This window comes from Aestuariibaculum sp. M13 (genome assembly GCF_024723255.1).
GTDB classification, from domain to species: Bacteria; Bacteroidota; Bacteroidia; order Flavobacteriales; family Flavobacteriaceae; genus Aestuariibaculum; species Aestuariibaculum lutulentum.
Window position 1 is genome coordinate 74,794 of record NZ_JANIAC010000006.1, and the last position, 22,272, is coordinate 97,065.

General features: G+C 34.8%; 20 protein-coding genes, 1 tRNA gene and 1 pseudogene. 10 read left to right on the forward strand and 12 right to left on the reverse strand.

What is annotated here, in order from left to right:
* Nucleotides 1–113: 113 nt before the first annotated feature.
* Together NO995_RS17365 and NO995_RS17370 are read right to left on the reverse strand one after the other, a co-directional pair.
* Nucleotides 114–497: a hypothetical protein gene (locus tag NO995_RS17365; protein WP_258228593.1), complete on the reverse strand. Its 384-nt coding sequence runs from the start codon at nucleotides 495–497 to the stop codon at nucleotides 114–116.
* Between the two features lie 92 nt (nucleotides 498–589).
* The gene (locus NO995_RS17370; RefSeq protein WP_240575187.1) at nucleotides 590–1,111 is read right to left on the reverse strand and encodes an alpha-ketoglutarate decarboxylase; all 522 of its coding nucleotides are present in this window, start codon (nucleotides 1,109–1,111) and stop codon (nucleotides 590–592) included.
* A gap of 163 nt (nucleotides 1,112–1,274) precedes the next feature.
* Here NO995_RS17370 and NO995_RS17375 point away from each other — a divergent pair, with 163 nt between their 5' ends.
* Both NO995_RS17375 and odhB read left to right on the forward strand, forming a co-directional pair.
* On the forward strand, nucleotides 1,275–4,016 hold the full coding sequence (locus NO995_RS17375; protein WP_240575188.1) for a 2-oxoglutarate dehydrogenase E1 component: 2,742 nt from the start codon (nucleotides 1,275–1,277) through the stop codon (nucleotides 4,014–4,016).
* Between the two features lie 40 nt (nucleotides 4,017–4,056).
* Nucleotides 4,057–5,268, forward strand: coding sequence for a 2-oxoglutarate dehydrogenase complex dihydrolipoyllysine-residue succinyltransferase (odhB, locus tag NO995_RS17380; RefSeq protein ID WP_240575189.1), 1,212 nt, complete (start codon nucleotides 4,057–4,059; stop codon nucleotides 5,266–5,268).
* Nucleotides 5,269–5,955: 687 nt separating this feature from the next.
* On the opposite strand, the pseudogene NO995_RS17385 reads toward odhB, so the two are convergent.
* Both NO995_RS17385 and NO995_RS17390 read right to left on the reverse strand, forming a co-directional pair.
* Nucleotides 5,956–6,528 (reverse strand): annotated as a pseudogene (locus NO995_RS17385) (response regulator); the annotation flags it as partial.
* Between the two features lie 48 nt (nucleotides 6,529–6,576).
* The gene (locus NO995_RS17390; RefSeq protein ID WP_240575191.1) at nucleotides 6,577–7,026 is read right to left on the reverse strand and encodes a retropepsin-like aspartic protease; all 450 of its coding nucleotides are present in this window, start codon (nucleotides 7,024–7,026) and stop codon (nucleotides 6,577–6,579) included.
* Nucleotides 7,027–7,174: 148 nt separating this feature from the next.
* Here NO995_RS17390 and NO995_RS17395 point away from each other — a divergent pair, with 148 nt between their 5' ends.
* The 8 genes from NO995_RS17395 to NO995_RS17430 all read left to right on the forward strand — a co-directional run bounded on the left by NO995_RS17395 (nucleotide 7,175) and on the right by NO995_RS17430 (nucleotide 12,366).
* Nucleotides 7,175–7,942, forward strand: a complete 768-nt coding sequence (locus NO995_RS17395) for a TatD family hydrolase (RefSeq protein WP_258228595.1) — start codon at nucleotides 7,175–7,177, stop codon at nucleotides 7,940–7,942.
* 18 nt (nucleotides 7,943–7,960) lie between these two features.
* Entirely contained in the window at nucleotides 7,961–8,992 is a 1,032-nt protein-coding gene (locus tag NO995_RS17400) for an asparaginase (RefSeq protein WP_240575193.1), read from the forward strand.
* 80 nt (nucleotides 8,993–9,072) lie between these two features.
* Nucleotides 9,073–9,160, forward strand: a tRNA-Ser gene (locus tag NO995_RS17405).
* Between the two features lie 72 nt (nucleotides 9,161–9,232).
* The gene (locus tag NO995_RS17410) at nucleotides 9,233–10,006 is read left to right on the forward strand and encodes a MotA/TolQ/ExbB proton channel family protein (protein WP_240575194.1); all 774 of its coding nucleotides are present in this window, start codon (nucleotides 9,233–9,235) and stop codon (nucleotides 10,004–10,006) included.
* A gap of 21 nt (nucleotides 10,007–10,027) precedes the next feature.
* Nucleotides 10,028–10,450 (forward strand): hypothetical protein, encoded by a 423-nt coding sequence (locus tag NO995_RS17415; protein WP_240575195.1) that lies wholly within the window; start codon nucleotides 10,028–10,030, stop codon nucleotides 10,448–10,450.
* Between the two features lie 11 nt (nucleotides 10,451–10,461).
* On the forward strand, nucleotides 10,462–11,052 hold the full coding sequence (locus NO995_RS17420; RefSeq protein ID WP_240575196.1) for a biopolymer transporter ExbD: 591 nt from the start codon (nucleotides 10,462–10,464) through the stop codon (nucleotides 11,050–11,052).
* Between the two features lie 17 nt (nucleotides 11,053–11,069).
* Entirely contained in the window at nucleotides 11,070–11,546 is a 477-nt protein-coding gene (locus NO995_RS17425; RefSeq protein ID WP_258228596.1) for a biopolymer transporter ExbD, read from the forward strand.
* A gap of 124 nt (nucleotides 11,547–11,670) precedes the next feature.
* Nucleotides 11,671–12,366 carry a porin family protein gene (locus tag NO995_RS17430; RefSeq protein WP_258228597.1) on the forward strand — a complete coding sequence of 232 codons (696 nt, stop codon included), beginning with the start codon at nucleotides 11,671–11,673 and terminating at the stop codon, nucleotides 12,364–12,366.
* On the opposite strand, the gene NO995_RS17435 is transcribed toward NO995_RS17430, so the two are convergent.
* The 8 genes from NO995_RS17435 to tsf all read right to left on the reverse strand — a co-directional run bounded on the left by NO995_RS17435 (nucleotide 12,361) and on the right by tsf (nucleotide 22,205).
* On the reverse strand, nucleotides 12,361–12,969 hold the full coding sequence (locus tag NO995_RS17435; protein WP_258228598.1) for a hypothetical protein: 609 nt from the start codon (nucleotides 12,967–12,969) through the stop codon (nucleotides 12,361–12,363). The genes NO995_RS17430 and NO995_RS17435 overlap by 6 nt on opposite strands.
* A complete protein-coding gene (gene rpoN / locus NO995_RS17440; protein WP_258228599.1) occupies nucleotides 12,966–14,426 on the reverse strand; it encodes an RNA polymerase factor sigma-54 in 1,461 nt (486 codons plus the stop codon). Before rpoN ends, NO995_RS17435 begins: the two co-directional genes overlap by 4 nt.
* A gap of 68 nt (nucleotides 14,427–14,494) precedes the next feature.
* Nucleotides 14,495–15,931: an asparagine--tRNA ligase gene (asnS, locus tag NO995_RS17445; protein ID WP_258228600.1), complete on the reverse strand. Its 1,437-nt coding sequence runs from the start codon at nucleotides 15,929–15,931 to the stop codon at nucleotides 14,495–14,497.
* Between the two features lie 65 nt (nucleotides 15,932–15,996).
* Entirely contained in the window at nucleotides 15,997–18,387 is a 2,391-nt protein-coding gene (locus tag NO995_RS17450; RefSeq protein WP_258228601.1) for an RND family transporter, read from the reverse strand.
* A 47-nt stretch (nucleotides 18,388–18,434) separates the two neighbouring features.
* Nucleotides 18,435–19,718, reverse strand: a complete 1,284-nt coding sequence (locus tag NO995_RS17455) for a hypothetical protein (RefSeq protein WP_258228602.1) — start codon at nucleotides 19,716–19,718, stop codon at nucleotides 18,435–18,437.
* Nucleotides 19,719–19,767: 49 nt separating this feature from the next.
* Nucleotides 19,768–20,325, reverse strand: coding sequence for a ribosome recycling factor (gene frr / locus NO995_RS17460; RefSeq protein ID WP_240575204.1), 558 nt, complete (start codon nucleotides 20,323–20,325; stop codon nucleotides 19,768–19,770).
* Nucleotides 20,326–20,374: 49 nt separating this feature from the next.
* Nucleotides 20,375–21,082, reverse strand: coding sequence for a UMP kinase (gene pyrH / locus NO995_RS17465; RefSeq protein WP_240575205.1), 708 nt, complete (start codon nucleotides 21,080–21,082; stop codon nucleotides 20,375–20,377).
* Nucleotides 21,083–21,230: 148 nt separating this feature from the next.
* Nucleotides 21,231–22,205, reverse strand: a complete 975-nt coding sequence (tsf, locus tag NO995_RS17470; protein WP_240575206.1) for a translation elongation factor Ts — start codon at nucleotides 22,203–22,205, stop codon at nucleotides 21,231–21,233.
* Between the last annotated feature and the right edge of the window lie 67 nt (nucleotides 22,206–22,272).

Sequence of the window (22,272 nt, forward strand, 5' to 3'; positions counted from 1 at the left end):
CATTTGCATAAAGCGTTTAGGCAATATGTTTTTTGTTTTGATTTTCGCATAAGCAATTGCTCTAATACATCGTGAATGGATGAATTAGAAGTCAGGAATCTATTAAATAAGAATTACAAAAAATTGGGTGGAGGGGTGTCTACAGTAAGGGTATTTTCGTAAACTATAGGTGTTTTATAAAACAGCTTGTGTTTAGCTGTTAATTGAATTGTATTCTGACAATCGATAGTGTTGATATTAGAAATGTAAAAGGCATCTAACATCATACGTTTGTTTTCCTGCTGAGGAATGTTTTTATCTGGTCCAGTTTCGTTTTTAGCCAGTTGTTTTTGCAAATGACATTTACCGTTACAACCTTGCTGGTTGTCTTTTTGAATACAAAGTGTTTTTGCGATAAAATCCTGATTAGCAACAAAGTCGACCATAATCAACAAGGTGTTGATGTTGTGCGCTAATAGAATGACAATTAGAACGAATGCGGTTATTTTTTGACTCAAGGTTTTTATCACGCCGCAAAAGTAGTGATAAAAGCATATTTAAATGTCACAAACATTACATTTATGAAACATTTTAATTTTAGTCAAAGGATTTAAAAATAGACTCTCACAAAAGGCGCCCACGGATCGGCATAAATACTTTTGTTTCTATCGTAAAGTACATCGTAACGAATGCCGAAGGTAACATTTCGGTTTCTGTACCCAGCACCTAAAAACAAGGCAGGATACCAATAGCTGTCATCTCGGAATATATTATTGTCGTATTTCCTGCTTACATAAAGTTCTTCAAATTCAGCAGACATTTGTATGGAATTAACAGGACTATATAAACCTATTAAACTACCTCCAAAAATGGTCGATTTATAAAAGTCCTTACTTCGATTATAAGTGCCGTTTAACCCCACGCCCATAGCAAAATTATTATTAAACTCATAAAGTGCACTTGGGGCTAATGTTCCGCTAAAAAAGCCGTTTCCAAAACTTAAGCCTATGCCGCCTCCAAATCTTACGTGTTTCCAGAAATCACTTTCTGATTGTTGTGCAATTAAAATGTTAAAACTCCAAAGAGTTGCTAATAAAAGAGGTAGAGTCTTTTTATTTATTAAAGTAATCATACTTAGTTCTTTAAAATATGTCAACAAAATAAAGTAAAAATTTAATTTTTAATTATAAGCGTGTTAGGGTAATCATAAATATAGCAAAATAAACATCTAATATTCGCAAAAGTTGTATTTTTGCCGGTAAATTTGACTAATTGATAGTGAATTAAATATTATAATGGATAAATATTCCTTTTTAAACGCAGCGCATACAGCTTACTTTGCTGATTTATACGATCAATATTTAGAGAACCCAGACGCCGTAGAACCAAGTTGGAGAGCCTTTTTTCAAGGGTACGATTTTGGAAGTGAAAACTATGGTTTAGAAGGAGAGATTGTTGAAGGTGTTTCGGCGCAAATGCCAGAATATCTTCAAAAAGAGTTTCAGGTTTTAAAACTTATTGATGGGTATAGAATGCGTGGGCACTTGTTTACTAAAACAAACCCAGTGCGTGACAGAAGATCTTACTCGCCTACTTTAGAAATTGAAAATTTTGGTTTATCCGCAAACGATTTAGATACCGTTTTTAATGCAGGTGAAGTTTTAGGTATTGGTGCAAAACCATTACGTGAAATTTTAGTGCATTTAGATAAAATCTATTGCAGTTCTATTGGGGTAGAGTATATGTACCTGCGTAATCCAGAGGTGATTGCGTGGTGGCAAGGTAAATTAAATTTAAATGATAATCAGCCAACATTTGATACAGAAAAGAAAAAGTATATTCTTTCTAAATTAAATCAGGCGGTAACGTTTGAGAACTTTTTACAAACTAAATATGTTGGACAAAAGCGTTTCTCTCTTGAAGGAGGGGAATCTTTAATTCCTGCAATTAGTAACGTGTTATTTTATGCTGTAGAAAAGTATGGTGTAAAAGAATGTGTTCTTGGTATGGCACACCGCGGACGTTTAAGTACCCTGGTGAATATCTTTAGAAAACCAATGCATGAGTTATTCAGTGAGTTTGATGGTAAAGATTTCGAAGATGTAGATATCGATGGAGATGTTAAGTATCACTTAGGATTGACCTTAGATAAAACCTACCAAAACGGTAAAAATATTAAAATGAACTTAGTGCCAAACCCATCGCACTTAGAGACCGTTGCGTCTGTTGCTGAAGGGATTACCCGCGCTAAGATTGATAACGATTACGATGGTGATGATTCTAAAATCATTCCTATTGTAGTTCATGGGGATGCGGCTATCGCAGGACAAGGTATTGTTTATGAGGTGGCGCAAATGAGTCAGCTTGCAGGTTACAAAACTGGAGGAACTGTTCATATTGTTGTTAACAACCAGATTGGATTTACCACCAACTATTTAGACGCACGTTCTAGTACCTATTGTACCGATGTTGCTAAAGTAACTTTATCTCCGGTATTACACGTAAACGCAGATGATGCTGAAGCTGTAGTTCATGCCGTTGAGTTAGCATTAGATTATAGAATGCGCTATAAAAAAGATGTTTACATCGATTTATTAGGGTATAGAAAATATGGTCATAACGAAGGTGATGAGCCACGTTTTACACAACCTAAATTATATAAAGCGATTGCGAAACACGATAACCCATTTGATCTTTATTCAAATAAGTTAATTGCTGAAAACACGATTGATGCTGCTTATAAAAAAGGTATCGTTGATGAATTTAAAGATACTCTTGAGTCTGAATATACCAAGGCAAGAGAATCTGATTCTTCGAAAGTAAGAGAGTTTATGCAAGAGCGTTGGCAAGGTTTCGAGCGTTCTGAATTAGATGGTATGTTAGTGCCAACGGATACGACTTATGCTAAAGAACGCTTGGAAGGTATTTCTAAAGTAGTTTCAACTGTTCCGGAAGGTGTTAAGTTTGTTCGTAAAGCAGAACGTATTTTAGATGGTCGTGCCAAAATGGTATTTGAAGCTGATGCTTTAGACTGGGGTATGGCTGAAACTTTAGCTTACGGAAGTTTACTTGAAGAAGGTTTCAATGTGCGTATTTCAGGTCAGGATGTTGAGCGTGGAACGTTCAGTCACCGACACGCGATTTTACGTGATGAGATTTCTGAAGATCGTATAAATCTATTAAATACAAACCCTGAAAATAAAGGAGAGATGTATATCTACAACTCTTTCTTATCAGAGTACGGGGTATTAGGTTTCGATTACGGTTATGCCATGGCAAACCCGAATACCTTAACTATTTGGGAAGCTCAGTTTGGTGATTTCAGTAATGGAGCCCAAATTATTTTCGACCAGTATTTATCGGCTGCTGAAGATAAATGGAAAGCGCAAAATGGTATTGTGGTTTTATTACCTCACGGATACGAAGGTCAGGGGTCTGAGCACTCTTCGGCAAGAATGGAGCGTTATTTACAGTTATGTGGAGATGATAATATGATTGTTGCAGACTGTACAACACCTGCAAACTTCTTCCACTTGTTACGTCGTCAAATGAAACGTAATTTCAGAAAACCATTAATTGTTTTCACTCCTAAGAGTTTATTACGTCATCCTAAAGCGATTTCAAGTATTAATGAGTTAGCTTCTGGAACATTTCAGGAAGTTATTGATGATACCGTAAATCCTGATAATGTTAAGAAATTAGTATTCTGTACCGGTAAATTCTACTACGATTTATTAGCAGAACGCGAAGAGTTAGGAAGAGAAGACGTGGCATTAGTTCGTATCGAGCAGTTATTCCCACTTCATTTAGATAAGATTCAGGAAGTTATTAACCGTTATCCAAATGTTTCAGAATATGCATGGGCACAGGAAGAGCCTAAAAACATGGGAGCTTGGACGCACATGACACAACGTATGGAGCTGGTTAAGTTAGCATGCTATTCTAGACCATACAATTCGGTACCGGCACCAGGATCAAGTACACGTGATAAAAAGAGACAGCGCAACGTTATCAATGCTGTTTTTGATAATAACTAGTTATATAAAAAGTAAAAAATTCAATTAAAATTATAAGATAATGATTTTAGAAATGAAAGTGCCTTCGCCAGGGGAATCCATTACAGAAGTGGAAATTGCAACATGGCTGGTAGAAGACGGTGATTATGTAGAAAAAGACCAGGCTATTGCTGAGGTTGATAGTGACAAAGCGACATTAGAGTTGCCTGCTGAAGTAAGCGGAACTATTACTCTTAAAGCTGAAGAAGGTGATGCTGTTGCCGTTGGGGCAGTAGTATGTTTAATCGATACCAGTGCAGCTAAGCCGGAAGGTGGTGAGGCTCCTAAAGCTGAAGCTAAAGTAGAAGCTCCTAAAGCTGACACTCCAGCTCCTGCAGCAGCTGAAACTAAAACCTATGCTACAGGGTCGGCAAGTCCTGCTGCTAAAAAGATTTTAGCTGAAAAAGGTATCGAAGCAGCTTCAGTTTCTGGAACAGGAAAAGATGGTCGTGTAACTAAAGAAGATGCTGTTAAAGCAGTGCCTTCTATGGGAACACCTTCAGGTGGAAACCGAGGTACTTCAAGAACTAAAATGTCTATGTTACGTCGTAAAGTAGCAGAGCGTTTAGTTGAAGCTAAAAATACAACAGCGATGTTAACAACGTTTAACGAAGTTAACATGACGCCTATATTCGAATTAAGAAACGAGTATAAAGATGCCTTTAAAAACAAACATGGTGTTGGTTTAGGGTTTATGAGTTTCTTTACATTGGCTGTAGTTAGAGCATTGAAAATGTATCCTGCAGTAAACTCAATGATTGACGATAAAGAAATGATCTCTTACGATTTCTGTGATATTAGTATCGCTGTTTCAGGACCAAAAGGATTAATGGTTCCTGTTATTCGTAACGCTGAAAACTTAAGCTTTAGAGGTGTGGAATCTGAAGTTAAGCGTTTAGCTTTACGTGCTCGTGATGGTCAAATTACTGTTGATGAAATGACAGGAGGTACATTCACCATTACTAACGGTGGTGTATTTGGAAGTATGTTATCTACGCCAATTATTAACCCTCCTCAAAGTGGTATCTTAGGAATGCACAACATCATCGAGCGTCCTATCGCTGTAAATGGTAAAGTTGAAATTCACCCAATGATGTACGTAGCGTTATCTTACGACCACAGAATTATTGATGGTAAAGAAAGTGTTGGTTTCTTAGTTGCTGTTAAAGAAGGTATCGAGAATCCAGTTGAGTTATTAATGAATAACGACATTAAAAAAGCATTAGAATTATAATTCAAGAGCTTTTCTAAATAAAATAAAAAAGTACTAGTGTTTCGCTAGTACTTTTTTTATTTAACTAAAAAACTAACTAAAATAAAACTAAAACGTTTATTGCGATTACAATGACTACCAATGTAGCTAAGCCAATAACAAAGTATTTGTTAATATAATCGTTTTCCTTTTCCATTTTTGGAGGCATTTTGTGATTAATGGTGACTGATTTAAAAACGCTGTATGTAAGGACACAGCGTTTATATATACTTCCCTCTAAAGAGACTGATTAATAGCATTATAAAATTAAGGATGAATTGTGAGAAAAAAAATACGCAGTTCTACTTATTTTTTGTTTCATGAAAGATGGCTAAAACAAAAGAAGCTCCAAACAATAAAGTCCAGAGCCTCCTGTATAATCCTCCCTAAGAATTAATTAATAGCAATGTAAAGGTAAGTAGTGTTTTGCATAAAAAAAATACGCAGTTCTACTTATTTTTTGTTTTAAATGTAATGTGTCTGAAAACTAAAGAAGCTCCGAACAATAAAGTCCAGAGCCTCCTGTATAATCCTCCCTAAGAATTAATTAATAGCAATGTAAAGATAAGCAGTGTTTTGCATAAAAAAAATACGCAGTTCTACTTATTTTTAAAGGAATGCTTTGTGGTTATTTGCCCAGATTCCCAGAGATGTAGGTTTGTCGTCAAGTTCCAGTTTATTAATGGCGTTGCTTCTGTGTTTATCTACTGTTCTCACAGATATAGATAATTCGTTTGCAATATCCTGACTGGTTTTGTTTTCGGCAACCAATTTTACAATTTTTAATTCCGATTTGGTAAGTAAATCTAAATTCTTAGGTCTGTTACTATGATTGTTTATGTTTAGATAAGAAGCTATTTCTTTACTAAAATAGGGTTCCCCTTTTATTACGTGCGAAATGCAGATTTCTATTTCTTCAACAGCAAATTCCTTTAAAATATAGCCGTATACGTTGAATTCTTTGGCTTGATCAAAGAGTTCTTCTTCCTTATCAAAAGTTATTAGAATAACTTTAGTAGCTAGATTGTTTTTTTTACAGGCTTCAGCTACCTCTAAACCTGTTTTGTACGGCATTCTTATATCTAAAATCGCAATTTCAGGTTTAAGTTTTACTATAAGATTATAAGCGGCATTACCATCTTGCGCGCTTCCAACGATATCAAATCCTTTGGAAGTTAAGAAATCAGACATTCCTCTAAGCATAAGAGGGTGGTCATCTGCAATAACAATAGATGGCTTCATTTAATAAAAGGGAGTATTTTCTGCTATTAGTTTTGTACAGTAAATATACTAATTTTCTAACTTTAGGTAAATGTATTTCTTTTCATAATCTATTATAGCCTTCGATTTTTTTAAAATATCGGCGCCAATAATGCCATCAACCGGTTTTGAGTTATGATTAATTAAAGCGGTATTGACATGACTAAGATTAAAAAGGACTAAAACCACCTTGTTTTGTTTCCATTTGCCAATCTTTAATTTATTCTTTTTAGACATTTTAGTTTCCATGTTTATGGCACCGGCACCCGCCGCCATAATTTCAGAATCTTTTACCTTAAGGTTAAAAGTGTTAATGGCTTCAAAGCCAACACAGGAATTTGATGCTCCAGTATCCAGAATAAAACGGCCTTTTACTCCGTTTAAGATGGCTTTTATTTCAAAGTGATTGGTTTTTGTAAAGCGTAACTTTACTTTCGTGTATCCTTTATCAAGAAGAAAATGACCTAATGTATCTTCCATAGTAATTTATTATGGTTTAAAAGTAGTATAAATAGTGTGATACTAGAGTTAAAAAAATATAAAATTGAATGTATTCCAAATGTACTTTTAAAACTAAAATTATCTAAAAGACAGCTATTAAAAGTCTTTACTTTTTTATTTTTACCGCATGATAATTACCGATACACATACACATTTATATAGTGAAGCTTTTGAAGAAGACAGACATGAGATGATTAATCGTGCGATTGATCTGGGCATTTCTCGTTTTTTTATTCCTGCTATCGATTCGACCTACACCGAATCAATGTTACAACTTGAAAAGGATTTTCCGGAGCATATGTTTTTAATGACAGGTTTACATCCAACACATGTTCAAGAGAATTATAAAGTAGAATTAAAACATGTTGAAGACATGTTGGCTGCCAGGCATTTTTATGCGGTAGGTGAAATAGGAATTGATTTGTATTGGGATAAGGGCACTTTAGAGATTCAGAAAATTGCCTTTAAATATCAAATTCAATTGGCGAAACAATATAAATTACCAATCGTTATCCATTGTCGTGAAGCATTTGATGAAATTTTTGAAGTTTTAGAAGAAGAAAAAGGAGATGATTTATTTGGTGTTTTTCATTGTTTTACCGGAACTTTAGAACAAGCACATAAAGCTATATACTATAATATGAAGCTGGGCATTGGTGGTGTTGCAACATTTAAGAATGGAAAAATTGATCAGTTTTTAAATGAAATCGATTTAAAGCATATTGTTTTAGAAACCGATGCACCTTACTTGTCGCCAACTCCATATAGAGGGAAACGAAATGAAAGTTCCTATATCATTAAGGTGTTAGAAAAATTGTCTTCCTTATATAATAGGAGTGAAGAAGATATTGCGAACATAACTACACAGAACTCCAAAGACGTATTTGGTATATAATTTAAAGTCTTCAATAGAATGAGTCCATCAAAACCAAACATATTACTTATTTACACAGGAGGTACCATTGGTATGGTTAAAGATGCCAAAACAGGAACCTTAAAAGCGTTTAACTTTAAAAACCTGTTGAAGCAAATACCGGAGTTACAATTATTAGATTGTAACATCGATACAGTGTCGTTTGATGAACCGATTGATTCCAGTAATATGAATCCGGCTTACTGGGTGCAAATAGCTGAAATAATAGAAGTTCATTATGAGGCGTTTGATGGTTTCGTGGTTTTACATGGAAGTGATACCATGAGCTATACAGCTTCAGCTTTAAGTTTTATGCTTGAAAATTTAGCAAAACCTGTTGTGTTTACAGGATCGCAATTACCTATTGGAGATCTGCGTACCGATGCCAAGGAGAATTTAATCACCTCTATTCAGGTAGCTTCACTTCAGGACAAGGGAAAAGCAGTTATAAAAGAGGTGTGTTTATATTTTGAATATAAACTTTACCGTGCCAATCGAACAACAAAAATAAATGCCGAGCATTTTCAGGCGTTTACATCTTTTAATTATCCTGCCTTAGCAGAATCAGGTGTGCACTTAAAAGTTAATTATGAATATTTATACCAGCCAAGTCTGAAAAAAGGCTTTCAGGTGAACAAAAATTTAGATACCAATATTGCTTTAATTAAGGTGTTTCCAGGAATGTCTTCCAAAGTTTTTCAGAATATTTTAAATACTGAAGACCTAAAGGCAGTAATTATAGAGACTTATGGTGCAGGAAATGCCACAACCGAAGATTGGTTTTTAAATAGTATAAAAGAAGCTATCAATAAAGGGATACATATTGTTAATATTACTCAGTGTGCAGGAGGAAGTGTCATGATGGGACATTACGAAACTAGTAATGAGCTGAAAAATATAGGTGTTATATCAGGTAAAGACCTGACGACTGAAGCTGCGTTAAGTAAATTAATGTACATGTTAGGGCAAAATGTTTCGAGTAAAGTATTCAAAACAGCCTACGAAACACAATTAAGAGGAGAAATGACCTAAAATTAACGGTTAAAATTTTAAGGTTCAAAGAATTTTTCGTTATTTGACCCCCCGAAAAAAGTGCTTTAAAAAAAAATTACAGAGAGGTGGCCGAGTGGTCGAAGGCGCACGCCTGGAAAGTGTGTATACGCCAAAAGCGTATCGAGGGTTCGAATCCCTTTCTCTCTGCTGAAATATGTTTTTAAATTGTATTTTTTTTATATCTTTAACACTTTAACTAATAAAATTAAGATCTAGAACATGAAAAGATTATTTTCTATCCTTGCCATTACTGGAATGATGGCTTTTGGAACTGTTAATGCAACTACAAATGCAAGCACAACTGCAGTTACTACAACTGTAACAACTACACAAGATGATGCTGCTGATGCTCCTGCTGAAGAGCTTACGTTTCATCAAGAATTAAAAAAGAGATTTATTGAAGGGGGTCCAGGATTCATGGGGATCGTACTTTTATGTTTAATCTTAGGTTTAGCAATTGCTATCGAGAGAATTATCTTTTTAAATCTTTCAACTACAAATACTAAAAAATTAACTCAAGAAGTAGAAGACGCTCTTAACTCAGGTGGAGTAGAAGCTGCTAAAGAAGTTTGTAGAAATACTAAAGGGCCTATCGCTTCTATTTACTACCAAGGTTTAGATAGAACAGACGAAGGTTTAGACGCTGTTGAGAAAGCTGTTGTAGCTTACGGTGGTGTTCAAATGGGACAATTAGAGAAAAACGTGTCTTGGATTTCATTATTTATCGCATTAGCACCGATGTTAGGATTCATGGGTACGGTAATTGGTATGATTCAGGCATTCGATAAAATTGAGGCAGCTGGTGATATGCAACCTTCTCTTGTAGCGGGTGGTATTAAAGTAGCACTTTTAACAACAGTATTCGGTCTTGTTGTAGCGATGATTCTTCAAGTATTCTACAACTACATTATTGCTAAGATTGATAGTATCGTTAACTCTATGGAAGATGCTTCTATTACGTTAATGGATCTATTAATCAGAAACAAAAAGTAATAATAAAACAAAACTCGAATTATGAAATTACATACAATTCTTAAATATATAGCGTATGCTCTGGGTATCGTTGGTGCTATCTTAGCACTAATGATTATGACCTCAGACTCTGAAGGGCTAATAGATAACATTCTTTATGTTACTTATATCGTGCTTTTCATTGTATTGGCATTAATCGTTATATACGTTGTAAAAGGTCTGTTCGCAGGCAACATTAAAAAGACCTTATTAACTGTAGGTTTATTTTTTGCTGTAATCTTAATCTCTTACGGAATTTCTTCTGGTACAGATTTAGATTTAGCTCAGTTTAACGCAAAAGGATTAGGTATTACCGAAGCAATCTCTAAGAATGTAGGTGCTGGTTTAATTGCCTTCTATATCCTTTCAGTTACTGCTATTGGAGCAACATTGCTTTCAACAGTTAAAAAATTATTACACAAATAAAAAAATAAGATATGGCAAAAAGAGCAGCTCCAGAAGTAAATGCAGGCTCCATGGCCGACATCGCGTTTTTACTGTTAATATTTTTCTTAGTAACAACTACTATTGAAACAGATGCAGGAATCAACCGTAAGTTACCACCTATGGAAGATGAAAACGTTCAGCCTCCAACAATTAAAAAGAAGAACATCTTTGAAGTTTTATTAAATGGAAAAGATCAGTTACTTGTAGAAGATGAATTAATGGAAATTAAAGATCTTAGACAAGCTGCTATAGAGTTCTTAGATAATGGTGGAGATGGTTCTTGTAGTTACTGTAACGGTAAAAAAGATTCGGAATCATCAGATAATCCAGATAAAGCAATTATTTCGTTAAAGAATGAGCGTGAAACTACTTATAAAACATATATCGCAGTACAAAATGAATTAGTAGCTGCATACAATGTTTTAAGAGATCGTAGAGCAAAATCGCAGTACGGAATGACATTTGCTGAAATGGAAGCTAATTATGATGATGTAAATTGGCCAGGAAATAAAACTAAATTGAAGGAACAAATTGAGCAGATAAAAGTAGATTATCCTCAAAAGCTTTCAGAAGTACAATAATTAAAATTTAACATTTTATGGCTAAATTTAATAAGAAAAAAAGCGGCGATATGCCGGCAATATCTACAGCATCGCTGCCCGATATTGTATTCATGTTATTATTCTTCTTTATGGTTGCGACCGTAATGAGGCAAAATACATTAATGGTTGAAAATAATTTGCCATTTGCTGATCAGGTTGAAAAGTTAGATAAGAAAGATTTGGTAATGTATATTTATGCAGGTAAACCAAGTGAAAACTATACTAAACAATTTGGTACAGCGGCTAAAATTCAGCTAAATGATAAATTTGCCGATGTTAGCGAGATTGCTGCCTTTATTGCAGCCGAGCGCGCATCAAAAAGAGAAGAGCTGGTTCCGTTTTTAACTACTGCTTTAAAAGTAGATAGTGATGCTAACATGGGATTAGTAAGTGATATTAAGAAAGAATTGCGTAAAGTAAATGCGCTAAAAATTAACTACACTACTAAAAAAGGTAGCGTAGTAGGTGAATAGATTTTAATTCTTAATTTTATATTTAAAAGCGTTTTGAGTAATCAAAACGCTTTTATTTTTTAAGGAACTATTTGTAATTATTATAAATTTACAAAAACTAAAGAGTCGGTTTAAAACAGGTTGCATGAGACGTATTTATTCATTTATTATTGTTTTTATTATTTGTGCGCATCAAATGGTGGCTCAGCAGACTGTAGAGAAGGTGGTAGACTCGCTTTATAAGGAAGATCAGTTTTATATTGGCATTACTTATAACATGTTTGGTAATCGGCCTGTAGACCTCTCTCAAAATGGGTTTTCTAATGGTATTCACCTTGGGGTTATAAAAGACATGCCTTTAAACAAACGAAGAAATGTTGCTTTAGGTCTGGGTTTAGGCTATTCAGCAAATTCATTTTACCATAATTTACATATCAGTCAGGATGATAATCAGGTAACTACGTATAATCTCATTTTAGAAAGTGATACCTACACCAAAAATAAATTCTCTAATCATCTTGTTGAAATGCCTTTTGAGTTTCGATGGCGAACTTCTACACCCGAAGAATATAAATTCTGGCGTATTTATACAGGATTTAAACTAGGTTATATTTTTAGAAATCGAGTAAAGTACAGGGGAGATTTGGGAGATGTTCGTTATACTAATGTAAAAGGATTTGAAAAGTTTCAGTATGGCTTCACTTTAAGTTTTGGTTACAATACATGGAACGCTTACATGTATTATGCCTTGTCTCCAATTTTTTCTAAAGAGAACGAAATTAACGGACAAACCATAGACATGAATAACATTAAAATAGGACTTATGTTCTATGTGTTATAACCAATAATTCACTAAAAGTAATTGAGGTAGCATACCTACAAAAAGGCCTAAAATTAACTCTAAATACGTATGGGCATTTACATGTAATCTTGAAGTAGCGATTGCTCCTGTTATAATGCTCATTAAAGCTAAAGTTCCGTTTATGTTTATGCTAAAATGAATACTTAAAGCTATAAAGAACATAAACAATCCAGAGATACCCATCATATGAATACTGGCTTTAAACTTAAATACAGCAAGCATTAAACAGGTCATTGAGGAGATTAAAATGCCTAAAAAGAAATAGTAAAGCTCAACAATTTGATTTGGCGTTAAAATACGCTGAAGAATAACGATTACAACAATACAGTTTAATGCTAAGGGTAATATGCGTTCCTGTGCTGTTGGCATGTAAATAGATTTTACTTTGCCCAATGTTTTCAACAAAAAGTACAGTAAGATCGGGAGAATAATAGTTAGAATAGAAAGAGAAACTAACTTGGCCTGTATGATTTCCTGAGGAATAAAACGCGGTGATTTTGAAAAGTAGAAAATAACACCAAGAAGTGGCATTATTAACGGATGAAAAACAAACGAAATACTTTTTAAAATCTTATTCATCATATCTTTTTACGTAATCGGGCAACAGGAATGTCAAGTTGCTCTCGGTATTTTGCAACCGTACGTCTAGCAATAGGATAACCTTTTTCTTTTAAAATGGTGGCTAAGGTTTCGTCGGTTAGGGGCTTTTTCTTGTTTTCTTCTTCAATGACCGTTTCTAAAATCTTTTTAATTTCTCGAGTAGAAACATCTTCACCCTGATCATTTTTCATAGCCTCAGAGAAGAAATCCTTGATTAGTTTTGTTCCGTAAGGGGTGTCGACATATTTGCTATTAGCAACTCTTGAAACCGTTGAAACATCCATATTAATCTCGTCGGCAATATCTTTAAGAATCATCGGTTTTAAATTGCGCTCATCACCAGTTAAAAAGTATTCTTCTTGGTAATGCATAATCGCACTCATCGTCACAAACAAAGTCTGCTGGCGTTGTTTAATGGCTTCAATAAACCATTTGGCAGCATCTAATTTTTGTTTGATGAAGATTACTGCGTCTTTTTGAGATTGCGATTTTTCTTTAGATTCTTTATAACCTTTAAGCATGTCGTTGTACCCACGAGATACATGAAGTTCGGGCGCATTACGACCGTTAAGCGTAAGCTCAAGTTCACCATCAACAATTCTAATGGCAAAATCGGGAACCACATGTTCTACAATGCGGTTATTACCAGCGTAAGATCCTCCGGGTTTTGGGTTTAGATGCTCGATTTCATGAATGGCGTCTTTGAGTTGTATTTCGGTAACATCAAATTTTTGTAATAATTTATCATAATGTTTTTTCGTAAATAATTCGAAAGCATTATCGATAATATCAATAGCCAATTCGGTATCGGGTGTTTTACCCTTGCGGTGTAATTGAATGCTTAAACACTCTTGAAGGTTTCTGGCCCCAACACCCGAAGGATCTAACTGGTGAACAATTTTTAATACTTTATTTATTTTCTCTTCGGTAGTATAAACGTTTTGGGTAAATGCCAAATCGTCCATAATATCGGTTAGAGAACGACGAATATATCCGCTTTCATCAACGCTGCCAACTAAAAATTCGGCAATCTCTCGTTCTTCGTCGTCTAATCTGTAGGTGTTAAGCTGACTAATTAAGTGTTGGGTGAATGAGGTTCCAGCAGCATATGGCATGCTTTTTTCTTCATCGTCGCTGCTGTAATTATTGGCCTGCATGCGATAATCGGGAATCTCATCGTCACTTAAGTATTCATCAACATTAATATCATCGTTTCCAATGGTTTCATTGTCGTTGTATTCATCGTTTGAATTGTCGAAATCGCTATCAAAGTCAGAATCTATAGATTCTTTACCACTATCTAAAGCAGGATTTTCTTCCAGTTCCTGTTTTATACGTTGCTCAAAAGCTTGTGTAGGCAACTGTATCAATTTCATCAATTGAATTTGTTGCGGTGATAGCTTTTGCGATAATTTAAATTGTAAATGTTGCTTGAGCATACTGTGATTTGGTAAAAGATAAAAGTAAAAAAACTTTTACTGATGTGTAACCATTATATTGATGTTTTCTAAAATTCGGCGTTTTGTGGTGTTCTTGGGAACGGAATTACGTCTCTAATATTGCTCATTCCGGTTGCGAACATTACTAAACGTTCGAAACCTAAACCAAAACCAGAGTGTACAGCCGTACCAAATTTACGTAAATCTAAATACCACCAAAGGTCTTCTTCAGGAATACCAATAGCTGCCATTTTTTCTTTTAAAACATCCAAACGCTCTTCACGTTGTGCACCACCCACGATTTCACCAATACCTGGGAATAGAATATCCATGGCACGAACGGTTTTACCATCGTCATTTAAGCGCATGTAGAAGGCTTTGATATTTGCTGGATAATCAAATAAAATTACCGGACAGTTAAAGTGTTTCTCTACTAGGTAACGCTCGTGTTCACTTTGTAAATCGGCACCCCACTCATCAATAATATATTTGAATTTCTTCTTTTTATTTGGCTTACTGTTACGTAAAATATCGATAGCTTCAGTGTAGCTTACACGTTTGAAGTTATTATCGGTAACGAATTTTAATTTTTCAATTAAAGTCATTTCGCTACGTTCAGCCTGTGGTTTTTTCTTGTCTTCTTCCTGTAAGCGATTATCTAAGAACTCTAAATCTTCTTTATTGTTATCTAAAATGTACTTAATAACCGATTTCATAAAGTCTTCAGCTAAATCCATGTTGCCTGGTAAATCCATAAAGGCAACTTCTGGTTCAATCATCCAGAATTCAGCTAAGTGGCGTGACGTATTTGAGTTTTCAGCTCTAAAAGTAGGTCCGAAAGTATATACTTTCCCTAAAGACATCGCGTAAGTTTCAGCTTCTAATTGTCCAGAAACCGTTAAGTTGGTTTCCTTACCAAAGAAATCTTTGCTGTAATCTACTTCGCCAGCTTCATTTAAAGGTGCATTTTTAGCATCTAAATTGGTTACTCTAAACATTTCTCCGGCACCTTCAGCATCACTACCAGTAATAATTGGTGCGTGCATGTAGTAGAATCCGTTTTCGTTAAAGTACTTGTGAATTGCAAAAGACAAAGCAGAACGTAGACGCATAACCGCACTAAATGTACTTGTTCTGGTACGTAAGTGTGCATTCTCTCTTAAGAATTCAAACGAGTGTTTTTTAGGTTGAATAGGATAGGTTTCAGGGTCTGAATCACCTAAAACGTCAACAAATTTAGCCTGTACTTCAACAGTTTGTCCTTTTCCCTGACTTTCTACCAAGTCTCCTTTAATGTGAACCGCAGCACCCGTAGTAATGCGTTTCAATAATGCTTCATCAAAATTCTCAAAATCTACAACACACTGAATGTTGTTTAAAGTCGATCCGTCGTTTAAGGCAATAAAACGATTTGCTCTAAAGGTTCTTACCCAACCTTTAATTTCAACTTCAGTATTAGGAGCAACCTTTTGAGATAATAATTCTGAAACGGTATATGATTTCATAGGTATTAAAATTAATAATGTAAATATAAAATTTAGCCTGCTTATATTAAAACCAAGACAAACGCTTATTCTTCGTTATCGTCTTCTTCCGGAATAATATTTATTGAAGGCTCTTTTAAAACTTCTTTATTGGCTATACTACGCTCTAACGATAATAATAACGAAGGCAATAGTAATAGGTTCGACAACATAGCAAATAATAGGGTAGTCGATACTAATGCACCTAGGGCTACTGTTCCACCAAAGCTTGAAATGGTAAACACCGAAAAGCCGAAGAACAATACAATAGATGTATAGAACATACTTACACCAGTTTCGCGTAATGCACCGTATACCGATGGTTTAATTTTCCAGTGTCTGGCTTGTAATTCCTGACGGTATTTGGCCAGGAAATGTATGGTATCGTCTACCGAAATACCAAAAGCTATACTAAATACTAAAATAGTTGATGGTTTTATAGGAACGCCTAAATAGCCCATTAAACCAGCTGTTATAAGTAAAGGTAGCAAGTTTGGTATTAATGAAATGATAATCATTCTAAACGATCTGAACATGTAAGCCATGAAAAGCGCAATTAAAATAATGGCCAGAGATAGAGAGATTACCAAGTTCTTAACTAAGTATTTTGTTCCTTTTTGGAACACAACGGCTTTACCTGTCATGGTTACCGTGTAGCGTTCAGCAGGGAATAACTTATCTATTTTAGTTTGAAGGTTTTCTTCAATACGCTCCATTTTTTCGGTACCAATGTCTTTCATAAACGTAGTGATACGAGCATATTGCCCCGTACTATCAACAAAGTTTTTCAGTAAGTCGACATTCGATGATGAATTTTTGGCGTACGATAAAATGAAACTGTTTTCCTGACTTGTAGGTAACTGGTAATATTTTGTGTTTCCGTTGTAGTAAGCTTGTTTAGAGTATTTTACTAAATCTACAACCGAAATAGGTTTCGATAATTCAGGAATTTCGTTAATAGCTTCCTGTAATTCGTCCATTCGTTTTAAAGTCGCCAGTTTCATAACGCCTTTTTTACGTTTGGTGTCAATCATGATTTCAACTGGCATAATACCGTTAAATTCTTTTTCGAAGAAACGAATATCGCTAACAAATTCCGAATCCTGAGGCATGTCTTCAATTAAACTTCCTGTAATTTTTATCTGGTAAATTCCAATAATACTAACAATAAGTAAAACCAAACCGGTACAGTAAATAGCAATGCGCTCGTGTTTTACCATGCGCTCCATCCAGTCGACAAAACCACCAATCCAACGTTTGTTTAAGTGTTCTAAGTGACGGTCTTTTGGGTAAGGTAAAAAGGTGTAAATGATTGGAATAATCAATAAACACAATACAAAAATAGCCAGGATACTTAATGAAGCTACAATACCAAATTCTTTTAAAAGAGTGCTTTCTGTAAGTATAAAGGTAGCAAAACCAGAAGCGGTTGTAATGTTAGTCATTAAAGTAGCATTACCAATTTTGGTAATAACACGTTGTAGCGACTTTACTTTATTCCCGTGTTTCTTTACTTCGTTCTGGTACTTATTGATTAAGAAAATACAGTTAGGAATTCCGATAACAATAATAAGCGGCGGAATTAAAGCGGTAAGTACGGTGATTTCATAATTAAGAGCTCCTAAGATTCCTAAAGTCCACATCACGCCAATACTCACTACGATAAGTGAAATAAACGTGGCTCTGAACGATCTGAAGAAAAAGAAGAATATAAGTGATGTTACCAATAAAGCTGCACCAACAAACCATCCAATTTCACTAACAATAACCTGAGCATTTAAAGTACGTATGTAAGGCATACCCGAAATACGCACGTCTAGATTATAGGCTTTTGAAAATTCTTTTATTTTAGGTTCAAGCGTATTGGCTACAAAGTCCTTTCTAATCGAGGTATTTACAATATCTTTCTTTAAATATATTGCAGTTCTAATCGTTTTAGTCTCCTTGTTGAATAAAACATTATCGTAAAACGGATATTTGTTAAAGAGTTCGTATTCTAAAGATTCTATTTGTTGTATTGAAGAAACAGAGTCTTTAATAAAAGGTTCTAAAGCAAACTTTTCATGCTCTGTATCTTTTACTAATTTCTGAAGGTCTTTAACAGAAACAACAGTTTCTACTTCGTCGTATTGTTTAAAGCTTTGTGCAAGGTTGTTCCAGGCGTTTAGTTTTTCAACAGTTAAAAGGGTTGAATCTTTAACACCAAGAATGATAAGGTTGCCTTCTTCTCCAAAGATTTTTAGAAAGTCGTTGTACTTAATATTAACCTCGTGGTCGTCTGGTAGCAAATTGGCTTCGGTATTGGTGAAGCGCATATTTTTCCATTGCGTACTGAATAAAACTGTGATGATTAAAATACCAAGAAGTATGGCTATTTTATTACGCAGAATAAGTCGCGCAACAACGTCCCAAAAGTGTTTTGTAAAAAGTTTAAGCATGCCTTAAATAAAAGTTGGGCAAAGGTAGGAAAAACAAGTGTATTACCTCATAAAGTCACGTTAAATGTAAATTTTAAAGCAATATTATCTTCTATGTTAGGCAGGTGGTAAGCACCGTATCTGTAAGTGAAACTTAAACCAAAGCCAAAAAGTAATTTGTTAAGTTCGAAGCCCGATTCGGTGTAGCCTTTATCCAAAGAGCCGAAGGTAATGTTTTCATGACGTTCCGGATGATCTATACTTCCCAAGGCATAGCGCATAATTAAAACCATTTGAGGTTTGTGGCTTGGAGAAACATTGAAAGGTTTCAGGTAATGTTTAAATTGAAGTGTTGTAAATTTATCTGAAAAGAATTCATTAAAATACATAGTCTCAAAACTATTAATACCTGCTACCGAAAAACGTTGTAAGATGGTTTCTTTATTAATATTATTTGGGTAAGCGTGGTACAAATGTGTTAGCGGAATATCGCCATTGGCTATTCCTGCAACTAATACAATTTGAGAATAACTTGCTTTTTCATCACCAAATTCATAAATCGTTCTAAAATCGAATTTTGAAAAATTAAAATCACTTTTAAAAGCATCTTTGAAGCTTTTAGTATACTGAAAAGTAAACTTAGGGAACCCTTTTTTGACTTCCTTCAATCCCTGTCGGGAATCTTCGTAATGACTAAATGGACTCCATTGCACAGCAAATTTTGCCGAACTGATGTCGAATTCTGAAAAAGATTGATTGTCTACGACATATGCATAACTATAAGTGGGATCAATATGGCTTATTGAAAATTCAGACTCAGTTATTAGTTTTGGATTTATCTGGTGTTCTAAACCAAGCGTTTTTGTAACATGCGCATGAAAAAGACTGATGTTAAGTAAGCGAGGCTCGAAAAATTGAAAGAAGCGTTTGTCGGTTAAAAATTTGGTGCTTCCTGTTTCCTGTAAATCATCTGTATATGAAGCGCTAAGCCATGTGTTTGTTTTTTCGGCTAAACGATAGGCACCACCAGCACTGTATTTAAATTTGTCGTCTCCAAATCCGTAAACCAAATATCCGTTAATACGAAATGATTTTGAAAGCGCATCGTTTGTAATTCCTCCAAGTCCGGTTCTTAGGGCTTCGTACTGGTTGTATTTTATTAAATAACGTAAGTCGAAATTGAAGTATTTAGTAGGGAAATAACCATTGCCTAAATGTTCGATAAAAGCTTTCCGCTTTAAAGAATCTTTTACGGTTTCGTTGGTGTCTATAGATGATGACTGTGCCTGCAACATTGATGAAGCACAAAAACAAAGGATAATAAAGAAATGCTTTAACATAGTTGCAGCCAAAAAGCTTCAGGTTTTGCAAAAAAAAGCGACTTAATGTCGCTTTTTAATATTATACGGTCATGATTTCCTTTTCTTTCACTTCGAAAAGTTCATCAACCATTTTAACGTACTTATCTGTAATATGTTGTACGTCTATTTCAGCATTTTTCTTTAAATCTTCAGAAACGTCTTCTAACTTTTTAATATCGTTGTTAGCATCTTTTCTTGCAGATCTTACACTAATTTTTGCATCTTCAGCTTCAGATTTAGCTTGTTTTGCTAAATCGCGTCTGCGCTCTTCTGTTAAAGGCGGCACGTTGATAATAATGGTATCACCATTGTTCATTGGGTTGAAGCCTAAGTTTGCAATCATGATAGCTTTTTCAATTTCTTGAAGCATCTTTTTTTCCCATGGTTGTACGGTAATGGTTCTACCATCTGGAGTGTTAACGTTTGCTACCTGACTTAATGGTGTTTGAGACCCGTAATAATCTACCATAACACTGCCTAACATTGCCGGACTTGCTTTTCCCGCACGAATGTTTACAAACGACTTTTCTAAGTGTTTTATAGAATTAGTCATCGATTCTTTTGCTGTGTCTAGTATAAATTGAATGTCTTCGTTCATGTTTTTAGCTTTTAAGTAAAAATGAATGTTTCAAAAATTACGCCAAATGTTATAGGTTAACTTCGGTTCCAACATTTTCTCCGGAAACGACTTTTAAGAGGTTTCCTTTTTTATTCATATCGAAAACGATAATTGGTAACTGGTTTTCTTGACTTAAGGTGAATGCCGTAGTATCCATAACTTTTAAGCCCTTTCTTAAAACATCATCGAAAGATATGAAATTAAATTTAGTGGCTTTGGCATCTTTTTCAGGATCAGCATTGTAAATACCATCAACACGAGTTCCTTTTAAGATTACATCGGCCTCAATTTCTATGGCACGTAATACGGCTGCAGAATCGGTAGTGAAGTAAGGATTTCCTGTGCCTCCGCCAAAAATAACTACACGACCTTTTTCAAGGTGACGCATGGCTCTTCTTCTAATGAAAGGTTCGGCAACTTCGTTAATTTTAATTGCTGATTGTAATCTTGTAGGTATTCCAGCATCTTCAAGGGCACTTTGTAATGCTAAACCGTTAATTACGGTGGCTAACATTCCCATATGGTCTCCTTGTACACGATCCATACCGTTGCTTGCCCCAGCTACGCCTCTAAAAATGTTTCCGCCGCCAATAACGATGGCAACTTCTACACCTTTATCGGTGATGTCTTTAATGTCTTTTGCATATTCGGCTAAACGTTCTGGATCTATACCATATTGACGATTTCCCATTAGGGCCTCGCCAGATAATTTAAGGAGTATTCTTTTGTATTTCATTATTTGTTTACTCAGGTTGTGCAAATATAATCAATATCTTAAATTGCTAAAGTGAATTTTTTAGGCAATTTGTAAACTAAAGATTGGTGTATAAAAAAACCATTGCACGGTAAAGCACAATGGTTTTATATTTTTGTTGTTAAGTAGATTAACCTACAGAAGCTCTTTTGAAACCAGTGATTACAACATCACCGTAAGAAGCTACATATTTAGCAACATTAATTTTGTCATCTTTAATGAAGTTTTGGTCTAATAAACATTGCTCTTGATCAAGAGTTGTGTTATCAGAAACGAAACGATCCATTTTACCTGGTAAGATGTTCGCCCAGATTTTTTCTGGTTTACCTTCAGCAGCTAATTGAGCTTTCGCATCTTCTTCAGCTTGAGCTAAAACTTCAGGAGTTAATTGAGACATAGAGATGTATTTAGGAACGTTTTTAAGTGTTTTTCCTAAACGAGCTAACTCTTCGTTATCTTTTTCGATTACAGCAATTCTAGCTTCAGTTTCTGAAGCAACGAAAGCAGGATCGAAATCTTTGTAAGATAAAGTAGTAGCACCCATAGACGCTACTTGCATAGCTACATCTTTAACTAAAGTTTCAGCGTTATCTACTTTTGCAGATAAACCAACTAAAGCAGCGATTTTGTTAATGTGAACGTAAGAACCAACATAAGGAGCTTCTAATCTTTCGAAAGAAGTGATGTCTAATTTCTCACCAATAACACCAGTTTGCTCAACTAATTTATCAGCAACTGTTAAACCACCAAAATCCGCAGCTAAGAATTCTTCTTTAGTGTTGTAGTTTAATGCAAGATCAGCTAAATCGTTAGCTAATTTTACGAAGTTTTCGTTTTTACCTACGAAATCAGTCTCACATCCTAAAACAATAGCAACACCAGAAGTGTTATCTGCGTTTATTTTAGCAACAGCAGCTCCTTCAGAGTTATCTCTGTCAGCTCTTTTTTCTGCTACTTTTTGTCCTTGTTTACGTAAAACTTCAATTGCTTTATCAAAATCTCCACCAGCTTCAACTAAAGCTTTTTTACAATCCATCATCCCTGCACCAGTAGCTTGTCTTAACTTGTTAACTTCTGCTGCTGTAATTTTTACTGTAGATTCCATGTATTTTAAATTTTAAAAAAAAGTCGTTCAAATATTTTAGCAAAGAAAATAATTAAACGACTTAGTT

Excerpts from the sequence above, each read along its gene's own strand:
- NO995_RS17370 (WP_240575187.1), bottom strand. The coding sequence starts at position 1,111 with ATGATTACTTTAATAAATAAAAAGACTCTACCTCTTTTATTAGCAACT.
- NO995_RS17375 (WP_240575188.1), top strand. The coding sequence starts at position 1,275 with ATGGATAAATATTCCTTTTTAAACGCAGCGCATACAGCTTACTTTGCT.
- odhB (WP_240575189.1), top strand. The coding sequence starts at position 4,057 with ATGATTTTAGAAATGAAAGTGCCTTCGCCAGGGGAATCCATTACAGAA.
- NO995_RS17390 (WP_240575191.1), bottom strand. The coding sequence starts at position 7,026 with ATGGAAGATACATTAGGTCATTTTCTTCTTGATAAAGGATACACGAAA.
- NO995_RS17395 (WP_258228595.1), top strand. The coding sequence starts at position 7,175 with ATGATAATTACCGATACACATACACATTTATATAGTGAAGCTTTTGAA.
- NO995_RS17400 (WP_240575193.1), top strand. The coding sequence starts at position 7,961 with ATGAGTCCATCAAAACCAAACATATTACTTATTTACACAGGAGGTACC.
- NO995_RS17410 (WP_240575194.1), top strand. The coding sequence starts at position 9,233 with ATGAAAAGATTATTTTCTATCCTTGCCATTACTGGAATGATGGCTTTT.
- NO995_RS17415 (WP_240575195.1), top strand. The coding sequence starts at position 10,028 with ATGAAATTACATACAATTCTTAAATATATAGCGTATGCTCTGGGTATC.
- NO995_RS17420 (WP_240575196.1), top strand. The coding sequence starts at position 10,462 with ATGGCAAAAAGAGCAGCTCCAGAAGTAAATGCAGGCTCCATGGCCGAC.
- NO995_RS17425 (WP_258228596.1), top strand. The coding sequence starts at position 11,070 with ATGGCTAAATTTAATAAGAAAAAAAGCGGCGATATGCCGGCAATATCT.
- NO995_RS17430 (WP_258228597.1), top strand. The coding sequence starts at position 11,671 with ATGAGACGTATTTATTCATTTATTATTGTTTTTATTATTTGTGCGCAT.
- NO995_RS17435 (WP_258228598.1), bottom strand. The coding sequence starts at position 12,969 with ATGATGAATAAGATTTTAAAAAGTATTTCGTTTGTTTTTCATCCGTTA.
- rpoN (WP_258228599.1), bottom strand. The coding sequence starts at position 14,426 with ATGCTCAAGCAACATTTACAATTTAAATTATCGCAAAAGCTATCACCG.
- asnS (WP_258228600.1), bottom strand. The coding sequence starts at position 15,931 with ATGAAATCATATACCGTTTCAGAATTATTATCTCAAAAGGTTGCTCCT.
- NO995_RS17450 (WP_258228601.1), bottom strand. The coding sequence starts at position 18,387 with ATGCTTAAACTTTTTACAAAACACTTTTGGGACGTTGTTGCGCGACTT.
- frr (WP_240575204.1), bottom strand. The coding sequence starts at position 20,325 with ATGAACGAAGACATTCAATTTATACTAGACACAGCAAAAGAATCGATG.
- pyrH (WP_240575205.1), bottom strand. The coding sequence starts at position 21,082 with ATGAAATACAAAAGAATACTCCTTAAATTATCTGGCGAGGCCCTAATG.
- tsf (WP_240575206.1), bottom strand. The coding sequence starts at position 22,205 with ATGGAATCTACAGTAAAAATTACAGCAGCAGAAGTTAACAAGTTAAGA.